Source organism: Aliiroseovarius pelagivivens, assembly GCF_900302485.1.
Classification (GTDB): Bacteria; Pseudomonadota; Alphaproteobacteria; order Rhodobacterales; family Rhodobacteraceae; genus Aliiroseovarius; species Aliiroseovarius pelagivivens.
The window spans coordinates 305,178-323,614 of record NZ_OMOI01000001.1 but is presented as its reverse complement, the minus strand read 5'-3'; the positions used below and the strand labels follow the sequence as shown (position 1 = coordinate 323,614).

The window sequence follows — 18,437 nt, the reverse complement described above, 5'->3', positions numbered from 1 at the left end:
ACATGACCGTGAAAGAACACTTCGACAGCATGGATTATGGCCTAGCCCCCGAAAGCGCGGCCGAGGCTCTGGACTGGATCACCGCGCGTGACGGTGCGTTCGGGCTGTATATCAACGGTGCGATGACCGCGCCGGGTGAACTGTTTAAAAGCCGAAACCCCGCAACGGGCGAGGTCTTGGCGCAGGTAACGCAAGCCAGCGCAGATGATGTGGATGTGGCCGTGATCGCAGCCCGCAAAGCACAGAAAAGCTGGGGGGCTTTGCCCGGCCATGCGCGCGCCAAATACCTTTATGCGCTGGCGCGGCTGGTGCAGAAGCACTCGCGGCTCTTTGCCGTGCTGGAAAGCATGGACAACGGCAAGCCAATCCGTGAAAGCCGCGACATCGACGTACCCTTGGTCGCGCGTCACTTCTATTATCACGCAGGCATGGCGCAGCTGCAGGATGCCGAGTTGCCGGACCGCGAAGCGTTGGGTGTCTGTGGCCAGATTATCCCGTGGAACTTCCCGCTTCTGATGCTTGCGTGGAAAATCGCGCCCGCAATTGCGATGGGCAACACCGTGGTGCTGAAGCCTGCCGAGTATACCTCGCTGACCGCGCTTCTGTTCGCGCAGATATGCGACGAGGCCGGACTGCCCAATGGCGTTGTGAACATCGTGACCGGTGACGGCCGCGTGGGCGAGGCGATTGTCACCCATGAAGACATCGACAAGATCGCCTTCACAGGGTCCACCAATGTGGGCCGCCAAATCCGCCGCGCAACCGCCGGGTCGGGCAAGTCGCTGACGCTCGAACTGGGGGGTAAGTCGCCTTACATCGTCTTCGACGACGCGGACCTCGATTCAGCAGTCGAGGGGTTGGTCGATGCGATCTGGTTCAATCAGGGACAAGTCTGCTGCGCAGGCTCGCGCCTGATCGTGCAGGAAGGCATTGCCGATCGCTTCTATGCCAAGCTGAAGGCCCGCATGGGCAAGCTGCGCATTGGTGATCCCTTGGACAAATCCATTGATGTCGGAGCCGTGGTTGACCCGATCCAGCACCAGCGGATCACCGACATGGTGAACGCAAGTGCGGGCGAGGGCGAGCTCTACCAAGCCCCCTGCCCGCTTCCCGATCAAGGCTGCTTCTATCCGCCGACACTGATCACAGGGCTGTCGTCTGCCTCGACGCTGATGCAGGAAGAGATCTTCGGCCCAGTTCTGGCCGCAACTACCTTCCGCACCCCGTCCGAAGCGGTCGAGATTGCCAACAACACCCGCTACGGGCTGGCGGCGTCGGTCTGGTCGGAAAACGTGAACCTGACGCTGGATGTGGCCCCCAAACTGGTGGCCGGCGTGGTCTGGGTAAATGGCACCAACATGTTTGACGCTGCTGCCGGCTTTGGTGGCGTGCGCGAAAGCGGGTTTGGGCGCGAAGGCGGTTGGGAAGGCTTGCAAGCCTATACCAAGCCGCGCGGCAAAGCCGTTTCGTTGAAACCCATTGCACCCGTGTCCGCCCCGAAAGACGCGAAGGTGGATGCGCTGGACCGTACCGCCAAATTCTATGTCGGCGGCAAGCAGGCCCGTCCTGATGGCGGCTATAGCCAAGCGGTCTGGGCGAAATCCGGCGCGCTTCTCGGCCATGTGGGCATCGCCAACCGCAAGGACATCCGCAACGCGGTCGAGGCCGCGACGGCGGCAAGCGGCTGGGCCAAGACCACAAGCCACGCCCGCGCGCAGATCCTCTATTACATTGGCGAAAACCTCTCGGCCCGTGCAGACGAGTTCGCTGCCCGGATCGATGCCATGACCGGCGGTCGCAGTGGCGCGAAAGAGGTCGACGCGGCGATTTCGCGCCTGTTCACCTATGCCGCTTGGGCCGACAAGTTTGACGGCGCCGCCAAGCCCGTGCCGATGCGCGGCGTGGCGCTGGCCATGAACGAACCGGTCGGCGTGATCGGCGGGTTCTGTCCGGACGAAGCCCCGCTTCTGGGTCTGGTGTCCCTGATGGCGCCAGCCATCGCCATGGGGAACCGCGTGGTTCTGGCCGCATCACAGCCCTACCCTCTGGCAGCGACCGATTTCTATCAGGTTCTGGAAACCTCAGACCTGCCCGGCGGCGTGGTGAACATCGTCACCGGTGATCACGCCACGCTGGCAGCCCCCTTGGCCGGTCACTTGGGCGTGGATGCGGTCTGGTCGCATACCGGCGCAGACATCTCGGCGACGGTCGAGCTGGAAAGCGCAGGCAACCTGAAGCGCAGCTGGATCAACAATGCCAAAGCGCGTGACTGGATGGGGGCCGCTGGCGAAGGCCGCGAGTTCCTAAGCCACGCGACCGAAGTGAAAACCGTCTGGGTGCCTTACGGCGAATAACTCAATTCAGAAAAGAAAAACGCCGCGCGAGGGCATCTCGCGCGGCGTTTTGTTTTTTCACTCTGGTTACTTCCTGCGCCAGCTTCCCAGCCAACGCGACATGCGCCCTTTGGCTTCGTCTGCACGGGCATCCACCGCCTCCCACGCCTCGCTTGCATCCTCAAGTGCGGGGTCGATCGAGCGTTCGCGGAACTGACGCCACAACGCACGGATAAAGCCCAGCGCGATGGCAACAAACAGGAAGAAGGCGATGTTGAACCACGGAATGATTGTCACGTCCGGCCCGGCCACCGGGCGGATGCCCACAGCGTTGGGGAACGTCGAGAGCAGCTCGTTCCGCCAGCCGTAATGCGTCACCACCGCCCACTTCGGCTCTTCAGAGGTCGAACGCAGGTCGTCGACTTCGGTCTGCAAGCTGGCGGTGTCAAATTTGAAATAGGGCGGCCACGACCAACCGGTGTCTTCGTTGCGGTACACCATGACCTCGTCCGCATCCGTGCGAAAGAAGCCCAGAAGATATGTCTTCTTTTTCACAGTCTGAACGAACTGAACGTCACGGTTGATCAGGCCTGCAGACTGGTCGTCAGGCTTAGACCAGAAAACCCGGGTCCAGTCGTCCAGATCCTGACGCTCTTGATAGGTGTTTACAACACGCACCACGTCATGTTGCGGCAGCGTATAGTGCAGCACGCCAAACAGGATAAGTGCGATCAGGCTGCGGATGATGATACGGAAACGGCGCATTTTGAACCTCAGTTAATAAGTATAATCGACAGCAGCACCAGCACAGCAGGAACCACATAGACCAGCAAGATCAGCTTGGGGCGGAAGCTTTTCTGATAGTCCTCCATCCCCTCGCGCAACCACGCCTCGCGGTCGCTTTCATTGCCATTGGGATGCTCTTCAGCCCATTTTTCTTCCAGCTTCTCAAGGCGGACCGAACGGGAATAGAGGCTGACCAGCACATAGATGATGCTGAGCCCGATAAAGCCAAAAATGATCAGACGTAGAAACCCCATCCCTACCTTCCTTTCACCGCACCCCACGGGCCGACCATTTCGATCACCTGTTCGCGGGTGCGTTTGCGTGTGGTGCTCGGGACTTTCAACGGATCTTCACGCCCGCCAAACAGCTTGTCCCGCGCACCAGCCTTGTTTGCCATATAATCACGATGCAGGAACTCTGCCACAAACTCGCGCTTTTCGTCCGGCCATGTGGCGTAGGAAGCATAGAACAGCTCTTTGTGACAGATGAACAGCTGGCGGAAATCCATCGGTGCAAGCTCGGACAACAGCCGGTTGATCAGGTCGCGATCCGGGTGATCGGGACGCGCGCGCAACGTGTAGAAATAGGCCGGGTGACGGCTGTCGATCCGCGGCCACTGCCCGCCTGCCTCGGCCCAGCGCACAAGTGCTGCCAACCCGTGGAAGGCCTGCGGCAGATCGCGGCCCATGCGTTGCGCCACATGCCGCAGCGTGCGCGAGGACATGTCGCCCAGCTCCATCCCGGCCGAGGTCGCGGCGTCTACTAAAATGAACTCCATCTTCTGACGCAGAATGCGCGCGCCCGACGCGCCGCGTTCCTTTACCAAGGGCTCGACCAGATCGTTCTTACGCAGGAAACTGGCGATGCGGTTGGGTTCGGTCGTGTCGACAAAGGGCAGACGCGGGAACCGCTCCATCCTGTCCTTGTCGCCCGAGACCACGACGCAAGGGCTTTCAACATCGCGGAAGATGTAAAGCCCGCCGAAATGCGCGGTCCAGAAATTGCCCTGCTCGAATTCCTGCACACCCAGATCGACCGGAACCTTGGTCACGTCCCCGGTTTCGCGGGCCAGATCAATCATCTGAGCAATCAGATCATCGTCATACCACGCGTTCGGCGCGGTCTGGAAATGGTCGATCTTTTCGGCCAGCGCACGGGCGTTTTTGACGTGACTTTGGGTCGTATCCGCCTCGATCACGATCTTGCGGATATCAAACAGACGCGCGGGATCCGAAATGTCATAGACCGAGTTCATTAACTCGCCCGCCACCGCGTCATGGGCGGTCAGCGCAAAAAGCTTCGCCTCGTTATCCGCAATGAACTGCCGAAGGATGCCGCGCGAGGTCGAGAACATGGCACCCAACAGCGGCGCCTTTTTCTGATCCACCGTTAGAATGATGAACTGCCGGTTGCAGCCATTGGGGTTGAGGTAGAGCGGATCTTTGAATTCCTCGCCGATCTCAGGCGAAAAACCCGAGACGTCGATGTGAAATTCCTTCAGCTTCGTCTGCTTGCCCGAAATCCCCTTGAGCGCGCGGTTATACCGCTCGATCAGCGCGGGGCTGTCGACCCGGATCAAATTGCCAAACATGAGGCCGCGTTGGATGAGGCGTTTCATGATGTGCCCCCGTTTCTTTCACAAGCCGAGCGATGCGCCCGGCCCGTGGGTGTGTGCGGAACGCGCCCACCCACGCCAAAGGCGTACTTCTCGCACGACGGGGCAGGTCGGGCGCGTCGCGGCGTTGCCACGAAGTGTGCCATCATATCAATTTGAATCCTAGGCAATCTAATTCACCTTCGACTTCAAAAAACGAGCCGCTGCGAACAAGGCAAACGCAATAATTCCGATGGGCACAACTGATCCAATTGCCTGCCCCCAAGTCGCAATAATCGAAGCGTCTTCAGGAAGATTTGGATAGATTTGAAACCAGAATTTCACACTGCCAAGCACAAATGGAAGAGCGAAGAGCAAGGACCACGAATTCGTTAGTGACTTCATCTCTTCCCCTCCAAATACCGCTTCTTCGCCTCTTCCTGACGGCCGAAGTCGCGGACCATCGCTTCGATGGCGACCTCGTCGGATTTGTCGGCGTAACGGAACTCTGAATCGGCGTAGCGGTTGACCTCTTGGATCACCATATCGGTGGTGATGGGCACGCGCAGTTCGGCGATCATGTCTTTCTTGGTGTCATAGTCTTTGACCAAGAACAGCTCGGGGTTTTCCATCCACTCATCGGGCAGTTCAAAGTCCATCGCGCGGACTTTCACCGCGTCGGTGATGTTCTTGATCGAGCGGCCCGTGAAGCGTTCGTCGGCCTCCTGAATGCCTTTCAGATAGGTGCCGATTTTGGCGATATCGTCTAGCTCTCCGATCTGGTCATAGACCTTGTCAAAGACGTTCATCAGGCCGGTTTCCTGCGGCTTGTTATGCGCCTCGAAACTGCGGGCGACGGCGGATTTGATTTCCTGCGCGCCGTAGAGGTCATGTTTGCCCAGCGGGATGTCGTGGTTCTTGCCCATGAGCAGATGCAGGATGTCGATATAGTCCTCGCGCGTTTGGGGGCCATCCACCAAGAAGCGCGCACCGGCGCGTTGGCGGAGCGCATCGTCCACATTCTCGGGATAGTTCGAGAACATCCCAAACGTGCAGTTGCCGCGCACCACGGTGTTGGCGCCCGCGAAGCTTTCCATCAGGACAGCCGTGACCTCTTGCTGGCCCGCGCTGGATTGCCGATCCCCGCGCTTGCCCGCGATCTGGTCGATGTCATCCACGGTGCCAAAGCCGATCACATTGGGGTCGAGCACATTGTTGATGAACGCCTTCGCGTTCTGGCCCGACTTGCCCTGATAGCTGTCGATATTGTCGATGCCGAAATTCTGATACCGGAACGGATAGCCCGCGACGGCGCAGTAATCATTCACCAGCCCGGCCATCATCTGGATCAGCGTGGTTTTCCCGGTGCCCGGCTTGCCGTCGCCCATGAAGGTGAAGATGAAGCCGCCGAGTTCGGCAAACGGGTTCAGTTTGCGGTCGAAATCATAAGCCATCAGCATTTTCGACAGCTTCATCGCCTGATATTTGGCGATGTGATTGCCCACAACTTCGTTGGGTTTCTTGAAGGTCATCGTGATCTTCGAGCCGCGATGGGCGCGCGAAGGGGTGAAGCCCGAAATTGTCAGCTCATCGGCTTCAACCCGGTAATTGGCCGAGGTAAACGGGCCAAGGTGGCTGGCGGTCTGGGCGCGCAGCGCGACCTTCTCCATCAGCTGTTCGACAAAGGCCAGAACGGTTGGAACAAGCTTGTCCTCGGAGGTCACGAAGGTGGCCAGTTCCTGATCCAGCTCCCACAGGGCGCCGTTCAGGGCGAGCGGTGCGTTGTCGGTCAGAATCTCTTCAACTGCGCCGACTTCGATGGCGGCTTCGCTGGCGTGATCGGCCAGAAGATACGACGTCGCGTTGGCGAAGACATGCAGGACGATCAGCGCCTCGGCGGTCAGAAGTTCGGAAAACGCAGCGGATTTGTCCGCGCCCAGACGGCCTTCGAGGTTCGCGCGACGCAGGGCAGCCAGTTCGGTCTGTTCGGCAAACCCCTCGCCCACCGCAAGCGCAATCGCGATGGCGCGGCGCAGCGTATGCAGAACAGTCGCCTGCATAGGCGAGACAAGCGGGTCGTCCCCGTCCGAGCCTTCAATCCGTTCGACCAGATGCACCCCTTCGGGCCGTGCAGTTGAGCGTGTCACCAGACCCGGCGTCGTGGATCGGAAACGGCGCGCGCGTCCAATGCCGGGGCTGCGTTCCGCCTTAGGGGCTTCCTTCGGTTTGGCAATCCGGGGCGTGTGATCGAACCCATCCAGATGCCCCGCAGCCGCGCCGTAATGCGCGCGGATTTCTTCTTCGCGAAGCTCCATCAGATCAGCGGGTAAAGACATCTAAAACTCCTAAATCAACGGTAAGACAACACCCGGCCACCCGGGCTGACTACAAATTTGCGTACGTCGTGGAACCCGGCGGGGTTCTTTTCGGCAAGCACTTGAAACGGGCGTTCAGGCATGATGATGGCACGTTCCATGCTGGTCGCGCCGATGTTCGAGCCGGAGCCCGCAAACGGGTCCAGAGCAAAAATCTCGCGCTCGACTTTGCCAAACCAGCCGGACTTCTCTTCCTTGACGCTCTGGCTTTTCAGCTCTTCTACGGTCCACGCCAGCGCCCAGTCTTCACCGGGGGGGCTTTTCGCCTGTTCCAGCACCTCGCGCAGAGGGCCGGTTTGGCGTGTGAACGTGTGGCTATACATCGGGCCGACATGGAACCGACGCAGGCGTTTCGGGTGCAGGTCGTCGAAATCCTTGTCGAACCCGGTGGCGATGGTCACCAGCTGCAAACCCGCCATCGACTGCGCCATCAAATGCGACTGCATTTGCGGCCAGCGACGTTCGTCCTTGGGCAGTGCGACGCGGCCTGTGTCCTCCAACTCCATCAGATAGATGGTGGGCAGGTTCACTTCGCTGTCATAGACCGCCCAATGGGCCAGATAGACGCGACGGGTATCGCGACCTTCGCCCTTGTTGTGCCGCCAGATAACGTCGGGATGCATCTGCGGCCAGAAAAGATCGCCGCGCGCCAGCTCTTCATAATACAGGCGCTGCGACAGCGCGTATTGCAGCCTTTTCGGCACGCTCAGATCACCCACGATCTGGCTGACCATCTGACTTTTCAACGCCTCGACCGAGGCCATACCCTTCAGATGTGTGTCCGCCTGTGCCGCATCGGACGCCATCTGGAGCAGCTCGGCATGGATCGGAAATCCGCTATCGCGCCGGTCAAAGGTCAACGTCTTGCCCCCCAGCCCATAGGCCGTTTCGGACATGTGATACTTGTTGGCCAGCGCCTTGAAGCTGAGGCCAAGCTTGATGACGTAGCGGGCAAGCACGTCGACCTCGTCGCGCGCAAGTTTGCCTTCGACTTCCATCTGTCCGGCCACGCGGGCGAGATGCGCGGTGATCTTCTCGAACTTCGAGAAATACCGCCGCGTGATCTGTGTATCCGTCAGCTCGGCATGGTCGCGGGGGGCGAATCCGGCCGAGGTGCGTTCTGAGGTTTTGATGTCGTTATTCACGGATCATCCTTGAATCTGAATCCAACAAGCTTTGCCGGACCTTAGCTGCTACTCCACGATGCCCTGTAACCGTCCAGATAGTGTCCGCAAGCAACTCTCGATGAGTCAAATCTCGAAGCCTGCGAAGAGGTGAAACCGGCAACAATTTAGCGAGAAGGCTGAAGTAATGCCAAGTACCCCAGGCCATCAGAGGTGCTAGGATTGTGAACATCACCCAAACTGCAAATACACACAAAACCGGAATGGCAACAACGATCAAGAAAAGCGTTTCAACCAAATTCCAACCGATTTCAGCACCTGTGAGCCAATCGAGTCCTATAAGCACAATCGTCGAAAGCAGGAATACACCTACCAGTGCCGATAGTGCCCATAGAAGAAATCTCATCGGTTTTTATTGCCCATACAGATTCTTGTCGTGCTTCTCGACAATCTCTTGGAAACGGCGAGCGAAGCGTTCGTCCGCTTTGGCCTTGGCCTCCAACACGTCGCGGGCGAAGACCATCTGGTCCTCATGGGCTTCCATCATGTCGGCCATACGCTGGTTCGTTGCCGTGCCAATCGCGGCCATGGCGGCTTGGGCTTCCTTGTCGGTCTCGACGCCGATCTCGTTGATCCGGTGCGCCACGTCCTGCTGCTGCGCCGTTTTCAACGATTTTGTCAGCGCATCATACAGCACCACGCGTTGCTTGGTGTCTGTCTGCAGCTTGTTGATCAGCACCATCTGCGTCGCCGCTTGGTTCTGCAGTGAATCGACCCAGGTTTTGCCCTTCTCGATATAGCGCTCAAGCGTTTGGGACTGCGCAAGCTTCACTTGCTCTTCCTGCACCATCTCGTTGTATTTGCTGTTCAGGTCCGCCAGCTCGGTCTCAAGCTGCGTGCGTTTGGCGGCGTCCTGTTCGTTGGCAATCTTGTTCTCAAGCTCGATGATCTTGGGGTCCATACCAAGGATTTCAGCGCGAAGGCTTTCCAGCTCGCCTACGGTCATTTCGCGGTCATCCAGCGTGGTCGCCAGATTTTCACCAACCTTTTCCTTCTGCTCATTCAGCATCGCAAGCTGACCTTCCAGCAGGTTCACAATGCTGTCCGACTGCGCGATCAGCTCTTGCAGCTTGTCATCGATCGAGGCCGTACGCATCCGTTCCTGACGCATGCTTTCGGATTTCCCCTTCGAGAAGATGCCGACAAAGCTTTCCCAGCCGGTTTTCGACCGCATCTGGTCAAAATCTGTGGAAAAGCCCGAGGTCACGTCATCAAGACCCATGATCAGCTCGGCGATATTCGCATTCATCGCTTCAGTGTGGGAATGCACGTCGTCCAGCGTCGCGTTTTCAATGTCGATCGAGATATCTTCGCCCGATTCCGCCTTGGCACGCGCGGTTTCAATCCGCGTGGTCAGTTCGGAAATCTTGGCCTGCGCCTCTTGAACCTGCGCCTGGCTTTCACGAATCTGCTTATCAAAACTGGACATATGCCCTCCTTCTATCCACAAAATTCTTCGGTCAGGTCTTGCTGCCTGCGCGAAGCATGTTAATCACTGTTACATTAGTATTTAGGTTGAGCTTACCGCGATTTAAAGACCCACAACAGCGTTTTCCTTCGCGTTTTCCGGGAAAATAGATGGCCAGTGTATCCACCATTGAGATACGCGCGCAGGACGCCTAGGGTCTCGGTATGACCGACAGAACCGACCCGTTGCTTACCGAAATCGCGCGCCGTCAGGATGACCTGATCCGGCTGACCCAAGACCTGATCCGCATCCCCACGCTGAACCCGCCGGGACGGGAATATCGAACCATTTGCACCTATATTGCCGAGCGGATGGGCGCGCAGGGGTGGACCGTTGAATTGATCCGGGCCGAGGGCACGCCGGGGGACAGCGACACGTATCCGCGTTGGAATGTGATTTGCCGTCACGAAGGGGCTGCGCCGGGCGATTGCGTGCATTTCAACAGCCATCACGACGTGGTCGAAGTGGGCCATGGCTGGACCAAAGACCCATTTGGCGGCGAACTGGAAGACGGGCGCATCTATGGGCGCGGGGCTTGCGATATGAAGGGCGGGCTAGCGGCCTCGATCATCGCGGCGGAAGCCTTTGTCGCGCTATATCCTGACCATCGCGGAATTGTGGAAATCAGCGCCACAGCGGACGAGGAATCGGGCGGATATGGCGGTGTCGCCTATCTGGCCGAGAAGGGCTATTTCAACCCGGACCGCGTTCAACACGTCATCATTCCCGAACCCCTGAACAAGGACCGTATTTGCCTAGGGCATCGCGGCGTCTGGTGGGCCGAGATCGAAACCAAGGGGCGCATTGCCCATGGCTCGATGCCGTTTCTGGGCGACAGTGCGATCCGTCACATGGGCGCGGTGCTAGAGGAAATGGAGCGCCATCTGTTCCCCCTTCTCGCCACCAAGCGCACGGATATGCCGGTCGTGCCCGAAGGGGCGAAACAATCAACACTGAACATCAACTCGATCCACGGTGGCGAGTCGGAGCAAGATCCCGGCTTTACCGGCCTGCCCGCACCTTGCGTGGCAGATCGCTGCCGCATCGTGATTGATCGGCGGTTCCTGATGGAAGAAGACATCACCGAGGTTAAAGCCGAGGTCAGCCGGATGTTGGAAGCCATCCGCAATGAACGCCCAAATTTCGAATACGAGATCCACGACATGCATGAGGTCATTCCAACAATGACCGACAAGAACGCGCCCGTTGTGACCTCGACCGCTGCAGCGATTGAAAAGGTACTGGGTGCGCAGCCGTCCTATGTGGTCAGCCCCGGCACCTATGACCAGAAGCATATCGACCGCATCGGCAAGCTGAAGAACTGCATCGCCTATGGGCCGGGCATTCTGGATCTGGCGCATCAGCCCGATGAATGGGTGGGCGTGCAGGACATGATCGACAGCGCAGGCGTCATGGCTTTGGTGTTGAAGGAATTGCTGACCTAACGCGTTTGGTAGGCCCGCATGGGGCGCTGCCCCCGCCTGACCGGACGCTGTCCGCTCAGGCTCCCCCGGGATATTTTTGGCAAGAAAATGCGGAGTTACTCGCGGGCACGCAGGACGCGGGCGGGTTTCGCGGATAGTGGGCGGTAGGCGAAGAAGAGGCCTGCAAGGACGGTGGCGATGACACCCCCGGTTACGATGGCAAGCGCATTTGCCAGATCAAAGGCAAAGCTTTCTTCCATGATGTAATGCGTCACGGCCCAACCTGCGATGCCCCCCGCGACCACCGCCACGACGCCTGCCGCAGCACCCAGCACGGCCGAGCGGATGGCGAAGTTCAGCAAGATACCAGCGCGGGTTGCGCCCAGGGTTTTCAGAATTGCGGCCTCGTAGGTGCGGGCGCGCTCTCCGGCGGCGGCGGCCCCCATCAGGACCACAAAGCCGGTGACGAGCGTGGCGAGCGCCCCGTAGGTGATCGCAGCGGCCACCTGCCCCATCAGCCCGGTGATCTGGGTGATCGCGTCACGCACGGAAATCAGGGTGATGTTCGGATGGGCATTGCCCAGATCACGCAGGATCGCAGCCTCGCCTTCCTGCTCGGAATAGATCGTGGCGATATAGCTGTGCGGCGCCCCGGCCAACGCGGACGGGTTCATCGTGAGGATGAACCCCATACCAGCCTGACTGAAGTCAACCTCGCGCAGGGATGTGATTTCGCCGGTGATGTCGCGGCCAAGGATGTTGATGGTCAGGTGGTCCCCTATGCCGATGCCCATCTCGCGCGCCTCTTCTGCGGCGAAGCTGATCTGCGGCGGGCCTTGGTAGTCCTCGGGCCACCATTCGCCTTCGACGACCGTGGTGCGGGTGGGCGTGGCCGAGTAGGTCAAGCCGCGATCGCCCCGAATGACCCAATGACCGCCTGCCACTTCGCGCGAGGGACGGTCGTTGATTTTGGTGATGACACCGCGCAGCATTGGGGCGGTGTCGATGCGGCTGACGAAGGGATCGCTTTCCAGTCGGGTTTTCACTGCGTCGATCTGGTCCGGCTGGATGTCTACGACGAAGAAACTGGGGGCCACATCCGGCAGGTCACGCGATATCGCCCCGCGCAGGTTGTTATCAATCTGCCCGACGGCGGCCAGCACGGCCAGCCCAAGGCCGAGCGAGAGGACGACCGCCCCTGCTTCGCCCCCCGGGCCTCCAACGGCAGTGAAGGCCATACGCAGTGTCGGTACGCGGCGCAGGATTTGGCGATGGCCCAGCCAACGGGCAGCGTATTTAACGGCGATGCCCGTCAGGACCAGCGTGGCGAAGGCCCCGCCAAGGCCAATGAAGCTCCACATCGCCAGCGCCTGCATTCCCGAGAACCGTGCGGCCACCCAGACCAGCAGCGCCAGAATGGCAACGCAGAGCCCGATGAACAGTGGGCGCGGCAGGCGGTTCGACCCAAGGGCCGCGTCGCGGAACAGGTCGGCGGCTTTGACTTCTTCCGTCCGGGCAAGGGGCCAGAGGGTGAAAAGGAGCGCCGCAAGGGCACCGTAAAGCGCGGCCTCGGCCAGTGGGCCGGGATAGAGGGTCAGTTCCGCGGATACGGGCAGCGACTGTGCGATGACGGGGACCAACAAGGCGGGGATCACCGCGCCAAGGATCACGCCCAGCGCCAGTCCCAGCACGGTTAAGATGCCGATTTGCAGGAAATAGGTCAGGAAGATCACGCGGCGTTCCGCACCCAGAGCGCGCAGGATCGCGATCGTGCCGGTTTTTTCGTCCAGATACGACCGGATCGCAGCCGAGATACCGACGCCTCCGACAGCCAGCCCCGCCAGCCCGACCAGCACAAGGAATGCACCCAATCGGTCAATCAGGCGCCGCATTCCGGGCGCACCGTCGCGTGCGTCTTGCCAGCGCGCGCCATTGGGCTCGAGGTCAGGCATCAGCGCGCCATAGGCGGGGCCGATACCGCCTTCGGGCAGGCGCATGCGATAGTGGCTGTCAAACAGCGTGCCTTCGGAAAGCAGGCTGGAGCCATCCAGCGCAGAGCGCCGGAGGATCGAGCGTGGGCCAAGGCCGAACCCGCCGGAGGCATTGTCGGGTTCGCTGACCAGCTCGGTCATTAGGACAAATGGGATCTCGCCAAGTGTCAGGGTGTCGCCAATCTGTAGCCCCAATCGGTCAATCAGCAGATCGTCCATGATGATCCCCGGCTGTCCGTTCACGCCGTCCAGAGCGGTCGCCATCGGCATCGGCGGGTCAAGTCGCGCCTCGCCATAAAGCGGATAGGCGTCATCGACAGCCTTCACCTGCGTCAGCGCGCGTTCTTCCCCCACCACGATCATCGATCGGAAATCAGCGACGGCTGACAGGTCGTCCGCTGCATCGCTAATCATGGCCAATTCGGCGTCATCCGCGAAGCGATAGGTGAACGAAATCGAGGCATCGCCCCCCAAAAGAACCGCGCCTTGGCTGGCAAGTCCCGCGCGCAAAGCCTCGCGCACCGTTCCGACAGCGGCAATGGCCGCAACCCCCAGGATCAGGCAGGCAAGGAAAATGCGGAAGCCCTTGATCCCGCCGCGCAACTCGCGCCGGGTCAGGCGCCACGCCATCCCGAAATTCTGGGCGAAGTTCTGGATCATGCAAGCCGCCCGTCTTGGATGTGGACCACGCGGTCACAACGCTCGGCCAGTTCAGGGGCATGGGTTACAAGGATCAGCGTCGACCCGTGGCGGTCGCGCAGACCAAACAGAAGATCCATGATCGCGGCCCCGGTGGTGCCATCCAGATTGCCGGTCGGCTCATCGGCCAGCAGGATCTCGGGCCGGGGTGCTGCGGCGCGGGCCAAGGCAACACGCTGTTGTTCACCGCCCGACATCTGGCTGGGATAGTGATGTAGGCGATGGGACAGGCCAACGGCCTCAAGCTCTTGCGTGGCGCGGTCGAACGCGTCCGACACGCCAGCCAGCTCCAACGGTGTGGCGACGTTTTCCAAGGCGGTCATGGTTGGGATCAGGTGGAAGGATTGAAACACCACCCCCATGTGATCGCGCCGGAACCGTGCAAGCCGGTCTTCATTCATCGCGCCAAGGTCTTGACCAAGCGCCTGAACTGTCCCGCCTGTCGCCTGATCCAAACCGCCCATCAGCATCAGAAGCGAGGATTTGCCCGACCCGGACGGCCCTGTCAGGCCTATGGTTTCCCCAGCGGTCACATTTAGGTCAATGCCCTTGAGGATCTCGGTCCGGCCTGCATTATTGCCAAGAGTCAGGCGCACGTCGCGCAGCGATAGAACCGGGGTCGTCATTGGGCGGACCTTCTTTAGGAGAATGGCATGATATCAGCTGCATATGGGGTTTTGACCCGCAGTCTCAAGGGGCTTTTCGTGACAGTCTTCATGACCGGCGCCGCGCAGGCGGAAACCACCACTATTCTGGCATTGGGCGATAGTTTGACGGCGGGATATGGATTGCCGCAGGGCGAGGGGTTCGTTCCTCAATTGGAGACCGCACTGATCAACCAAGGGCTCGACGTCCAAGTGGTCAACGCCGGCGTGTCCGGTGACACCTCGGCCGGAGGTGCCGCGCGCCTTGGCTGGATCCTGACCGACGAGATCGACATCGCGCTGGTTGCGCTTGGCGGCAATGACATGCTGCGCGGCATCTCGCCTGAAGAAACACAGCGCAATCTTGCCTCTATCCTGACAGAGCTGAGGGACAAAGGCATCCCTACCCTTCTGATCGGCGTCCTTGCCTCGTCAAACTTCGGCGAGATGTATCGCGCTGATTTCGAAAGGATATTCCCCGACCTTGCGAAAGAATTCAGCGTCGATCTGTTTCCGAATTTTCTGGAAGGCATCGCCACAGCCGGGTCGTTTTCCGATGCACGGCGCTTGTATCTTCAGCCAGACGGGCTGCACCCCAACCAGCAGGGCGTGGTCCGCATTGTGGACAAAATAGTCCCTTCTGTGGTATCCTTAGTGCGTTAAACCTCTGGCTGCGCCCTTATTTTACGCGTGTAATGCCGCAGTTTTTTTTGACGGGTGACCCGCATAAAACTTATTCCTTGAGACACCTATGCGGGTTTTCGTGGCTGTGCCAATTCAGCGACCCGTTGTAGCAGGTCGAGCCCTTACGCTCGATGCCAAGGTGCGGAGTTCCGCTGTGAGAATACTGATCGCCTCTGACGACCCTGCGCTACAGCGCAAGGCTCTTTCCGCCGCTGGTGCACGCGGTATGCCCGTGCCGTCCAGTTTCGACAACATGCAGCGCGTCTTGGACGCACTTGCGAGTCCCCCCGGCTTTGACTGTGCTATTATCGACTATCGGCTTCCAGACCTTGGCGGTCTGAAAACCATCGAAAAGCTGTGTCGGCGAGATAGACGTTTGGCGGTCGTTCTTTTGCTGCCGAAGAAAGAACTAGCGGCGTCGCGACAGGCGCTTCAAACCGGTGCCTGCGCGGGGGCTCCGGTCGAGATATCCGAGACTGCCTTGGCAAGTATTCTGACGTTGATCAACGAAGACCTTGGCCTGATGGTCTTTCCCAAAGCACAAAAACCAAGCTTTGAACGCGACGGCACCGGACTATCGCGGCGCGAGAAGCAGATTCTGGACAGCCTGTGCGAGGGGCAACAGAACAAGGAAATCGCGCATATGTTTGGCATTCAGGAAGTCACCGTGAAAATGCATATGCGGTCGATCATCACCAAGCTGGGCGCAAAGAACCGCACCCATGCGGCGATGATCGCACTTCGCAACGGGATTGTCTGAGCGGTAAACGATCCCACGAGACATAGAATTCCGGACGTGTTCAATATTCCGTTCGAGCGCAGCGAAAGGCCCGAGATTGAAACTCGATCAAACGTGGAAGCGCTTCATTCTTCGGGTGGCTCTTCGTCCCACCGATCGCTAAGAATTCGCTGACCGTCGCCGTCTGGATCGTCGTATTGTTCTGACTTCAAGGTCCAGAAGAACGCAGCCAGACCCAGCGCACCCAGAAGCAGGGAAATGGGGATCAGGTACACAAGCACGTTCATCAGCTTAGCCTTTCTTCAAACGCAGAGCGTTCAGTGACACTGTCACCGACGAGGTCGACATGGCAAGCGCTGCTGCCAGAGGCGTAGCAAAACCCATCAATGCAATCGGAATGGCGATGGCGTTATAGCCAGCAGCAATTGCAAAGTTTTCTTTGATCCGGCGGGTAGCAGATTTCGACATGTCGATGGCACCGGCCAGCGGCTCCATCGATTTGCCTAAAAGCACGATGTCAGACACCACGCGGGCGGCCTCCAACGCGGATGCAGGCGAGATCGAGACATGAGCTGCGGCCAAGGCCGCCGTGTCATTCAGACCGTCTCCGACCATCAGCACCTTACGGCCCGACTTGCCCAGACGGGCCACGTATTCGGCCTTATCTTCTGGCAGCGTGTCGGCCTTCCAGTCCTCGATACCCACACGGCCAGCGATGTCGGCCACGGCTGCAGGCACATCGCCCGAGATCAGGGTGACACCCATGCCTTTGGCTTTCAGCGCGGTAATAGCCTCTTCAACACCGGGGCGCAGAGCGTCGGTGAAACTGAAGGCCACCGGCTTGGCGCCCGAGATCGATAGATAGGTGGCGGTCTGCCCAACGGCGTTGGCGCCCAGCCATTCGGCGCGACCCAGACGGACCGTTTTGCCGTTCCACTGGCCTTCGATGCCTTTGCCCGGCACTTCGGTAACTTGCGCCACCTCGGCGGGTTGCACGCCAGCGGTGCGGGCAGCTTGGGTCAGGGACTGCGCGAGCGGGTGACTGGAACCTTCGGCCAGTGCAAGCGCCACCTGCAGATCGCGGTCCTTATGGCGGGCCAGCGCATCCAGCGCGGGTTTGCCTTCGGTCAGCGTGCCGGTTTTGTCGAAGACGACGTGATCAACCTCGGCCAAACGCTCCATCGCGGTGGCGGATTTCAGAAGCATCCCCTGCTTGAACAAACGGCCAGAGGCCGCGGTGGTCACAGCAGGCACTGCAAGGCCTAGAGCACAGGGACAGGTGATGATCAGTGTAGCCACGGCGATGTTCATCGACATGCGCCAGTCGCCGGAATACCAGAACCAGAACAGGAACGCGGCGAAGGACAGAAGGTGAACCACCGGCGCATAGACCGCCGCTGCCTTGTCGGCGAGCGACGTATAGCGGTTGCGCGCGGTCTCGGCGATGGCGACCAGATCGGCCATCCGGTGCAGCGAGCTGTCACGACCAGCCGCAGTCACACGCACGGTCAGAGGGCCGGTCAGGTTTACCTCGCCGGCGGACACGATGCTGTCCGGCGACGCGGCCACTGGCAGGCTTTCCCCGGTCAGAAGCGAGCGGTCCAGTTCGCTTTCGCCGCCGGTCACGATGCCGTCCACAGGCACACGGGATCCCGGCACGACGCGCACAATCTGGCCCGGCTCCAGCTCGGACACGGGAACTTGCTCATCCGCTTGGCCGTCCACAACGCGAAGCGCGCGGGGCACCTCAAGTGCGGCCAATTCCTCGGCTGCGGATCGGGCGACAGCGCGGGTGCGATAGTCCAGATAACGACCCGCCAACAGGAAGAAGGTCAGCGACAGCGCCGCATCAAAATAGGCGTGGGCGCCCGAGTGCATTGTCTCGTAAATCGACATGCCTAGCGCCAGAAGGATTGCCAGTGAAATCGGCACATCCATGTTCAAGCGGCGAACCCGAAGGGCCGACCACGCGGATTTGAAAAACACCTGGCTAGAGAAGCCAACCGTCGGAATGGCGATGCCTGCGCTGATCCAGTGAAACAGATCGCGTGTGGCATCGGTGGCACCGGACCAGACCGCAACACTTAGAAGCATCACGTTCATCATCGCAAAGCCCGATACGCCCAAACGCATCAGAAGGTCTTTGCCGTGCTTGTCCGTCGCGGTCCCGGTCAGCTGACCTGGATCCAACTCGTAGGCTTCGAACCCGATACCCGTCAGGTAATCGGCAAGCGTCTGTGCCTCGATATCCGGGTCCACATCTACAACGGCACGTTTCAGCGTCAGGTTTACACGCGCGGCGCGCACGCCATCCTGCTTGGCCAGACCACGTTCGACGCCCGCAATACAGGCCGCACAATAGATCTGAGGCAGCGACAGCATGATCCGCTTCGCTTCCATCCCATTGCCACGATAGCCCTTGCCCGCCTGTGCTTCAGCAAGCGGGGCAGCGTCACAGGCCGGACAGGCAGAAATCGGAGCAGCCATAGTGTTTTCCTTGTTCGCGCGTCAGAAGA

General features: G+C 59.8%; 15 protein-coding genes. 4 read left to right on the top strand and 11 right to left on the bottom strand.

Going from position 1 to position 18,437, the window contains the following annotated elements; translation table 11 throughout:
* Positions 1-2 precede the first annotated feature (2 nt).
* Complete coding sequence (locus ALP8811_RS01625) at positions 3-2,354, top strand: aldehyde dehydrogenase family protein (protein ID WP_108855453.1); 2,352 nt, start codon at positions 3-5, stop codon at positions 2,352-2,354.
* Between the two features lie 66 nt (positions 2,355-2,420).
* Here ALP8811_RS01625 and ALP8811_RS01620 read toward each other — a convergent pair whose 3' ends face one another.
* The 7 genes from ALP8811_RS01620 to ALP8811_RS01590 all read right to left on the bottom strand — a co-directional run bounded on the left by ALP8811_RS01620 (position 2,421) and on the right by ALP8811_RS01590 (position 9,701).
* Positions 2,421-3,098 (bottom strand): DUF1523 family protein, encoded by a 678-nt coding sequence (locus ALP8811_RS01620; RefSeq protein ID WP_108855452.1) that lies wholly within the window; start codon positions 3,096-3,098, stop codon positions 2,421-2,423.
* An 8-nt stretch (positions 3,099-3,106) separates the two neighbouring features.
* Positions 3,107-3,373 carry a hypothetical protein gene (locus tag ALP8811_RS01615; RefSeq protein ID WP_108855451.1) on the bottom strand — a complete coding sequence of 89 codons (267 nt, stop codon included), beginning with the start codon at positions 3,371-3,373 and terminating at the stop codon, positions 3,107-3,109.
* A gap of 2 nt (positions 3,374-3,375) precedes the next feature.
* On the bottom strand, positions 3,376-4,737 hold the full coding sequence (locus ALP8811_RS01610) for a DUF6638 family protein (RefSeq protein ID WP_108855450.1): 1,362 nt from the start codon (positions 4,735-4,737) through the stop codon (positions 3,376-3,378).
* A gap of 377 nt (positions 4,738-5,114) precedes the next feature.
* Entirely contained in the window at positions 5,115-7,049 is a 1,935-nt protein-coding gene (locus ALP8811_RS01600; RefSeq protein WP_108855448.1) for an AAA family ATPase, read from the bottom strand.
* A 14-nt stretch (positions 7,050-7,063) separates the two neighbouring features.
* Positions 7,064-8,233, bottom strand: a complete 1,170-nt coding sequence (locus tag ALP8811_RS01595) for a hypothetical protein (RefSeq protein ID WP_245924500.1) — start codon at positions 8,231-8,233, stop codon at positions 7,064-7,066.
* Positions 8,226-8,618 carry a hypothetical protein gene (locus ALP8811_RS16225; protein WP_146183975.1) on the bottom strand — a complete coding sequence of 131 codons (393 nt, stop codon included), beginning with the start codon at positions 8,616-8,618 and terminating at the stop codon, positions 8,226-8,228. The genes ALP8811_RS01595 and ALP8811_RS16225 overlap by 8 nt, the downstream gene beginning before the upstream one ends.
* A gap of 6 nt (positions 8,619-8,624) precedes the next feature.
* Positions 8,625-9,701: a coiled-coil domain-containing protein gene (locus ALP8811_RS01590; RefSeq protein ID WP_108855447.1), complete on the bottom strand. Its 1,077-nt coding sequence runs from the start codon at positions 9,699-9,701 to the stop codon at positions 8,625-8,627.
* Between the two features lie 203 nt (positions 9,702-9,904).
* Here ALP8811_RS01590 and ALP8811_RS01585 point away from each other — a divergent pair, with 203 nt between their 5' ends.
* Positions 9,905-11,185, top strand: a complete 1,281-nt coding sequence (locus ALP8811_RS01585; RefSeq protein ID WP_108855446.1) for an acetylornithine deacetylase/succinyl-diaminopimelate desuccinylase family protein — start codon at positions 9,905-9,907, stop codon at positions 11,183-11,185.
* A gap of 95 nt (positions 11,186-11,280) precedes the next feature.
* Here ALP8811_RS01585 and ALP8811_RS01580 read toward each other — a convergent pair whose 3' ends face one another.
* Together ALP8811_RS01580 and ALP8811_RS01575 are read right to left on the bottom strand one after the other, a co-directional pair.
* A complete protein-coding gene (locus ALP8811_RS01580) occupies positions 11,281-13,815 on the bottom strand; it encodes an ABC transporter permease (protein WP_245924498.1) in 2,535 nt (844 codons plus the stop codon).
* A complete protein-coding gene (locus ALP8811_RS01575) occupies positions 13,812-14,480 on the bottom strand; it encodes an ABC transporter ATP-binding protein (protein WP_108855445.1) in 669 nt (222 codons plus the stop codon). The genes ALP8811_RS01580 and ALP8811_RS01575 overlap by 4 nt, the downstream gene beginning before the upstream one ends.
* 27 nt (positions 14,481-14,507) lie before the next feature.
* Between ALP8811_RS01575 and ALP8811_RS01570 the strand changes: the two genes are divergently transcribed.
* Together ALP8811_RS01570 and ALP8811_RS01565 are read left to right on the top strand one after the other, a co-directional pair.
* A complete protein-coding gene (locus ALP8811_RS01570) occupies positions 14,508-15,161 on the top strand; it encodes an arylesterase (RefSeq protein WP_245924496.1) in 654 nt (217 codons plus the stop codon).
* Between the two features lie 175 nt (positions 15,162-15,336).
* A complete protein-coding gene (locus ALP8811_RS01565) occupies positions 15,337-15,942 on the top strand; it encodes a LuxR C-terminal-related transcriptional regulator (RefSeq protein WP_181363667.1) in 606 nt (201 codons plus the stop codon).
* A 104-nt stretch (positions 15,943-16,046) separates the two neighbouring features.
* Here the strand turns inward: ALP8811_RS01565 and ccoS are convergent, their stop codons facing one another.
* Positions 16,047-16,208: a cbb3-type cytochrome oxidase assembly protein CcoS gene (gene ccoS / locus ALP8811_RS01560; RefSeq protein ID WP_108855443.1), complete on the bottom strand. Its 162-nt coding sequence runs from the start codon at positions 16,206-16,208 to the stop codon at positions 16,047-16,049.
* 4 nt (positions 16,209-16,212) lie between these two features.
* On the bottom strand, positions 16,213-18,408 hold the full coding sequence (locus ALP8811_RS01555; protein ID WP_108855442.1) for a heavy metal translocating P-type ATPase: 2,196 nt from the start codon (positions 18,406-18,408) through the stop codon (positions 16,213-16,215).
* Positions 18,409-18,437 lie beyond the last annotated feature (29 nt).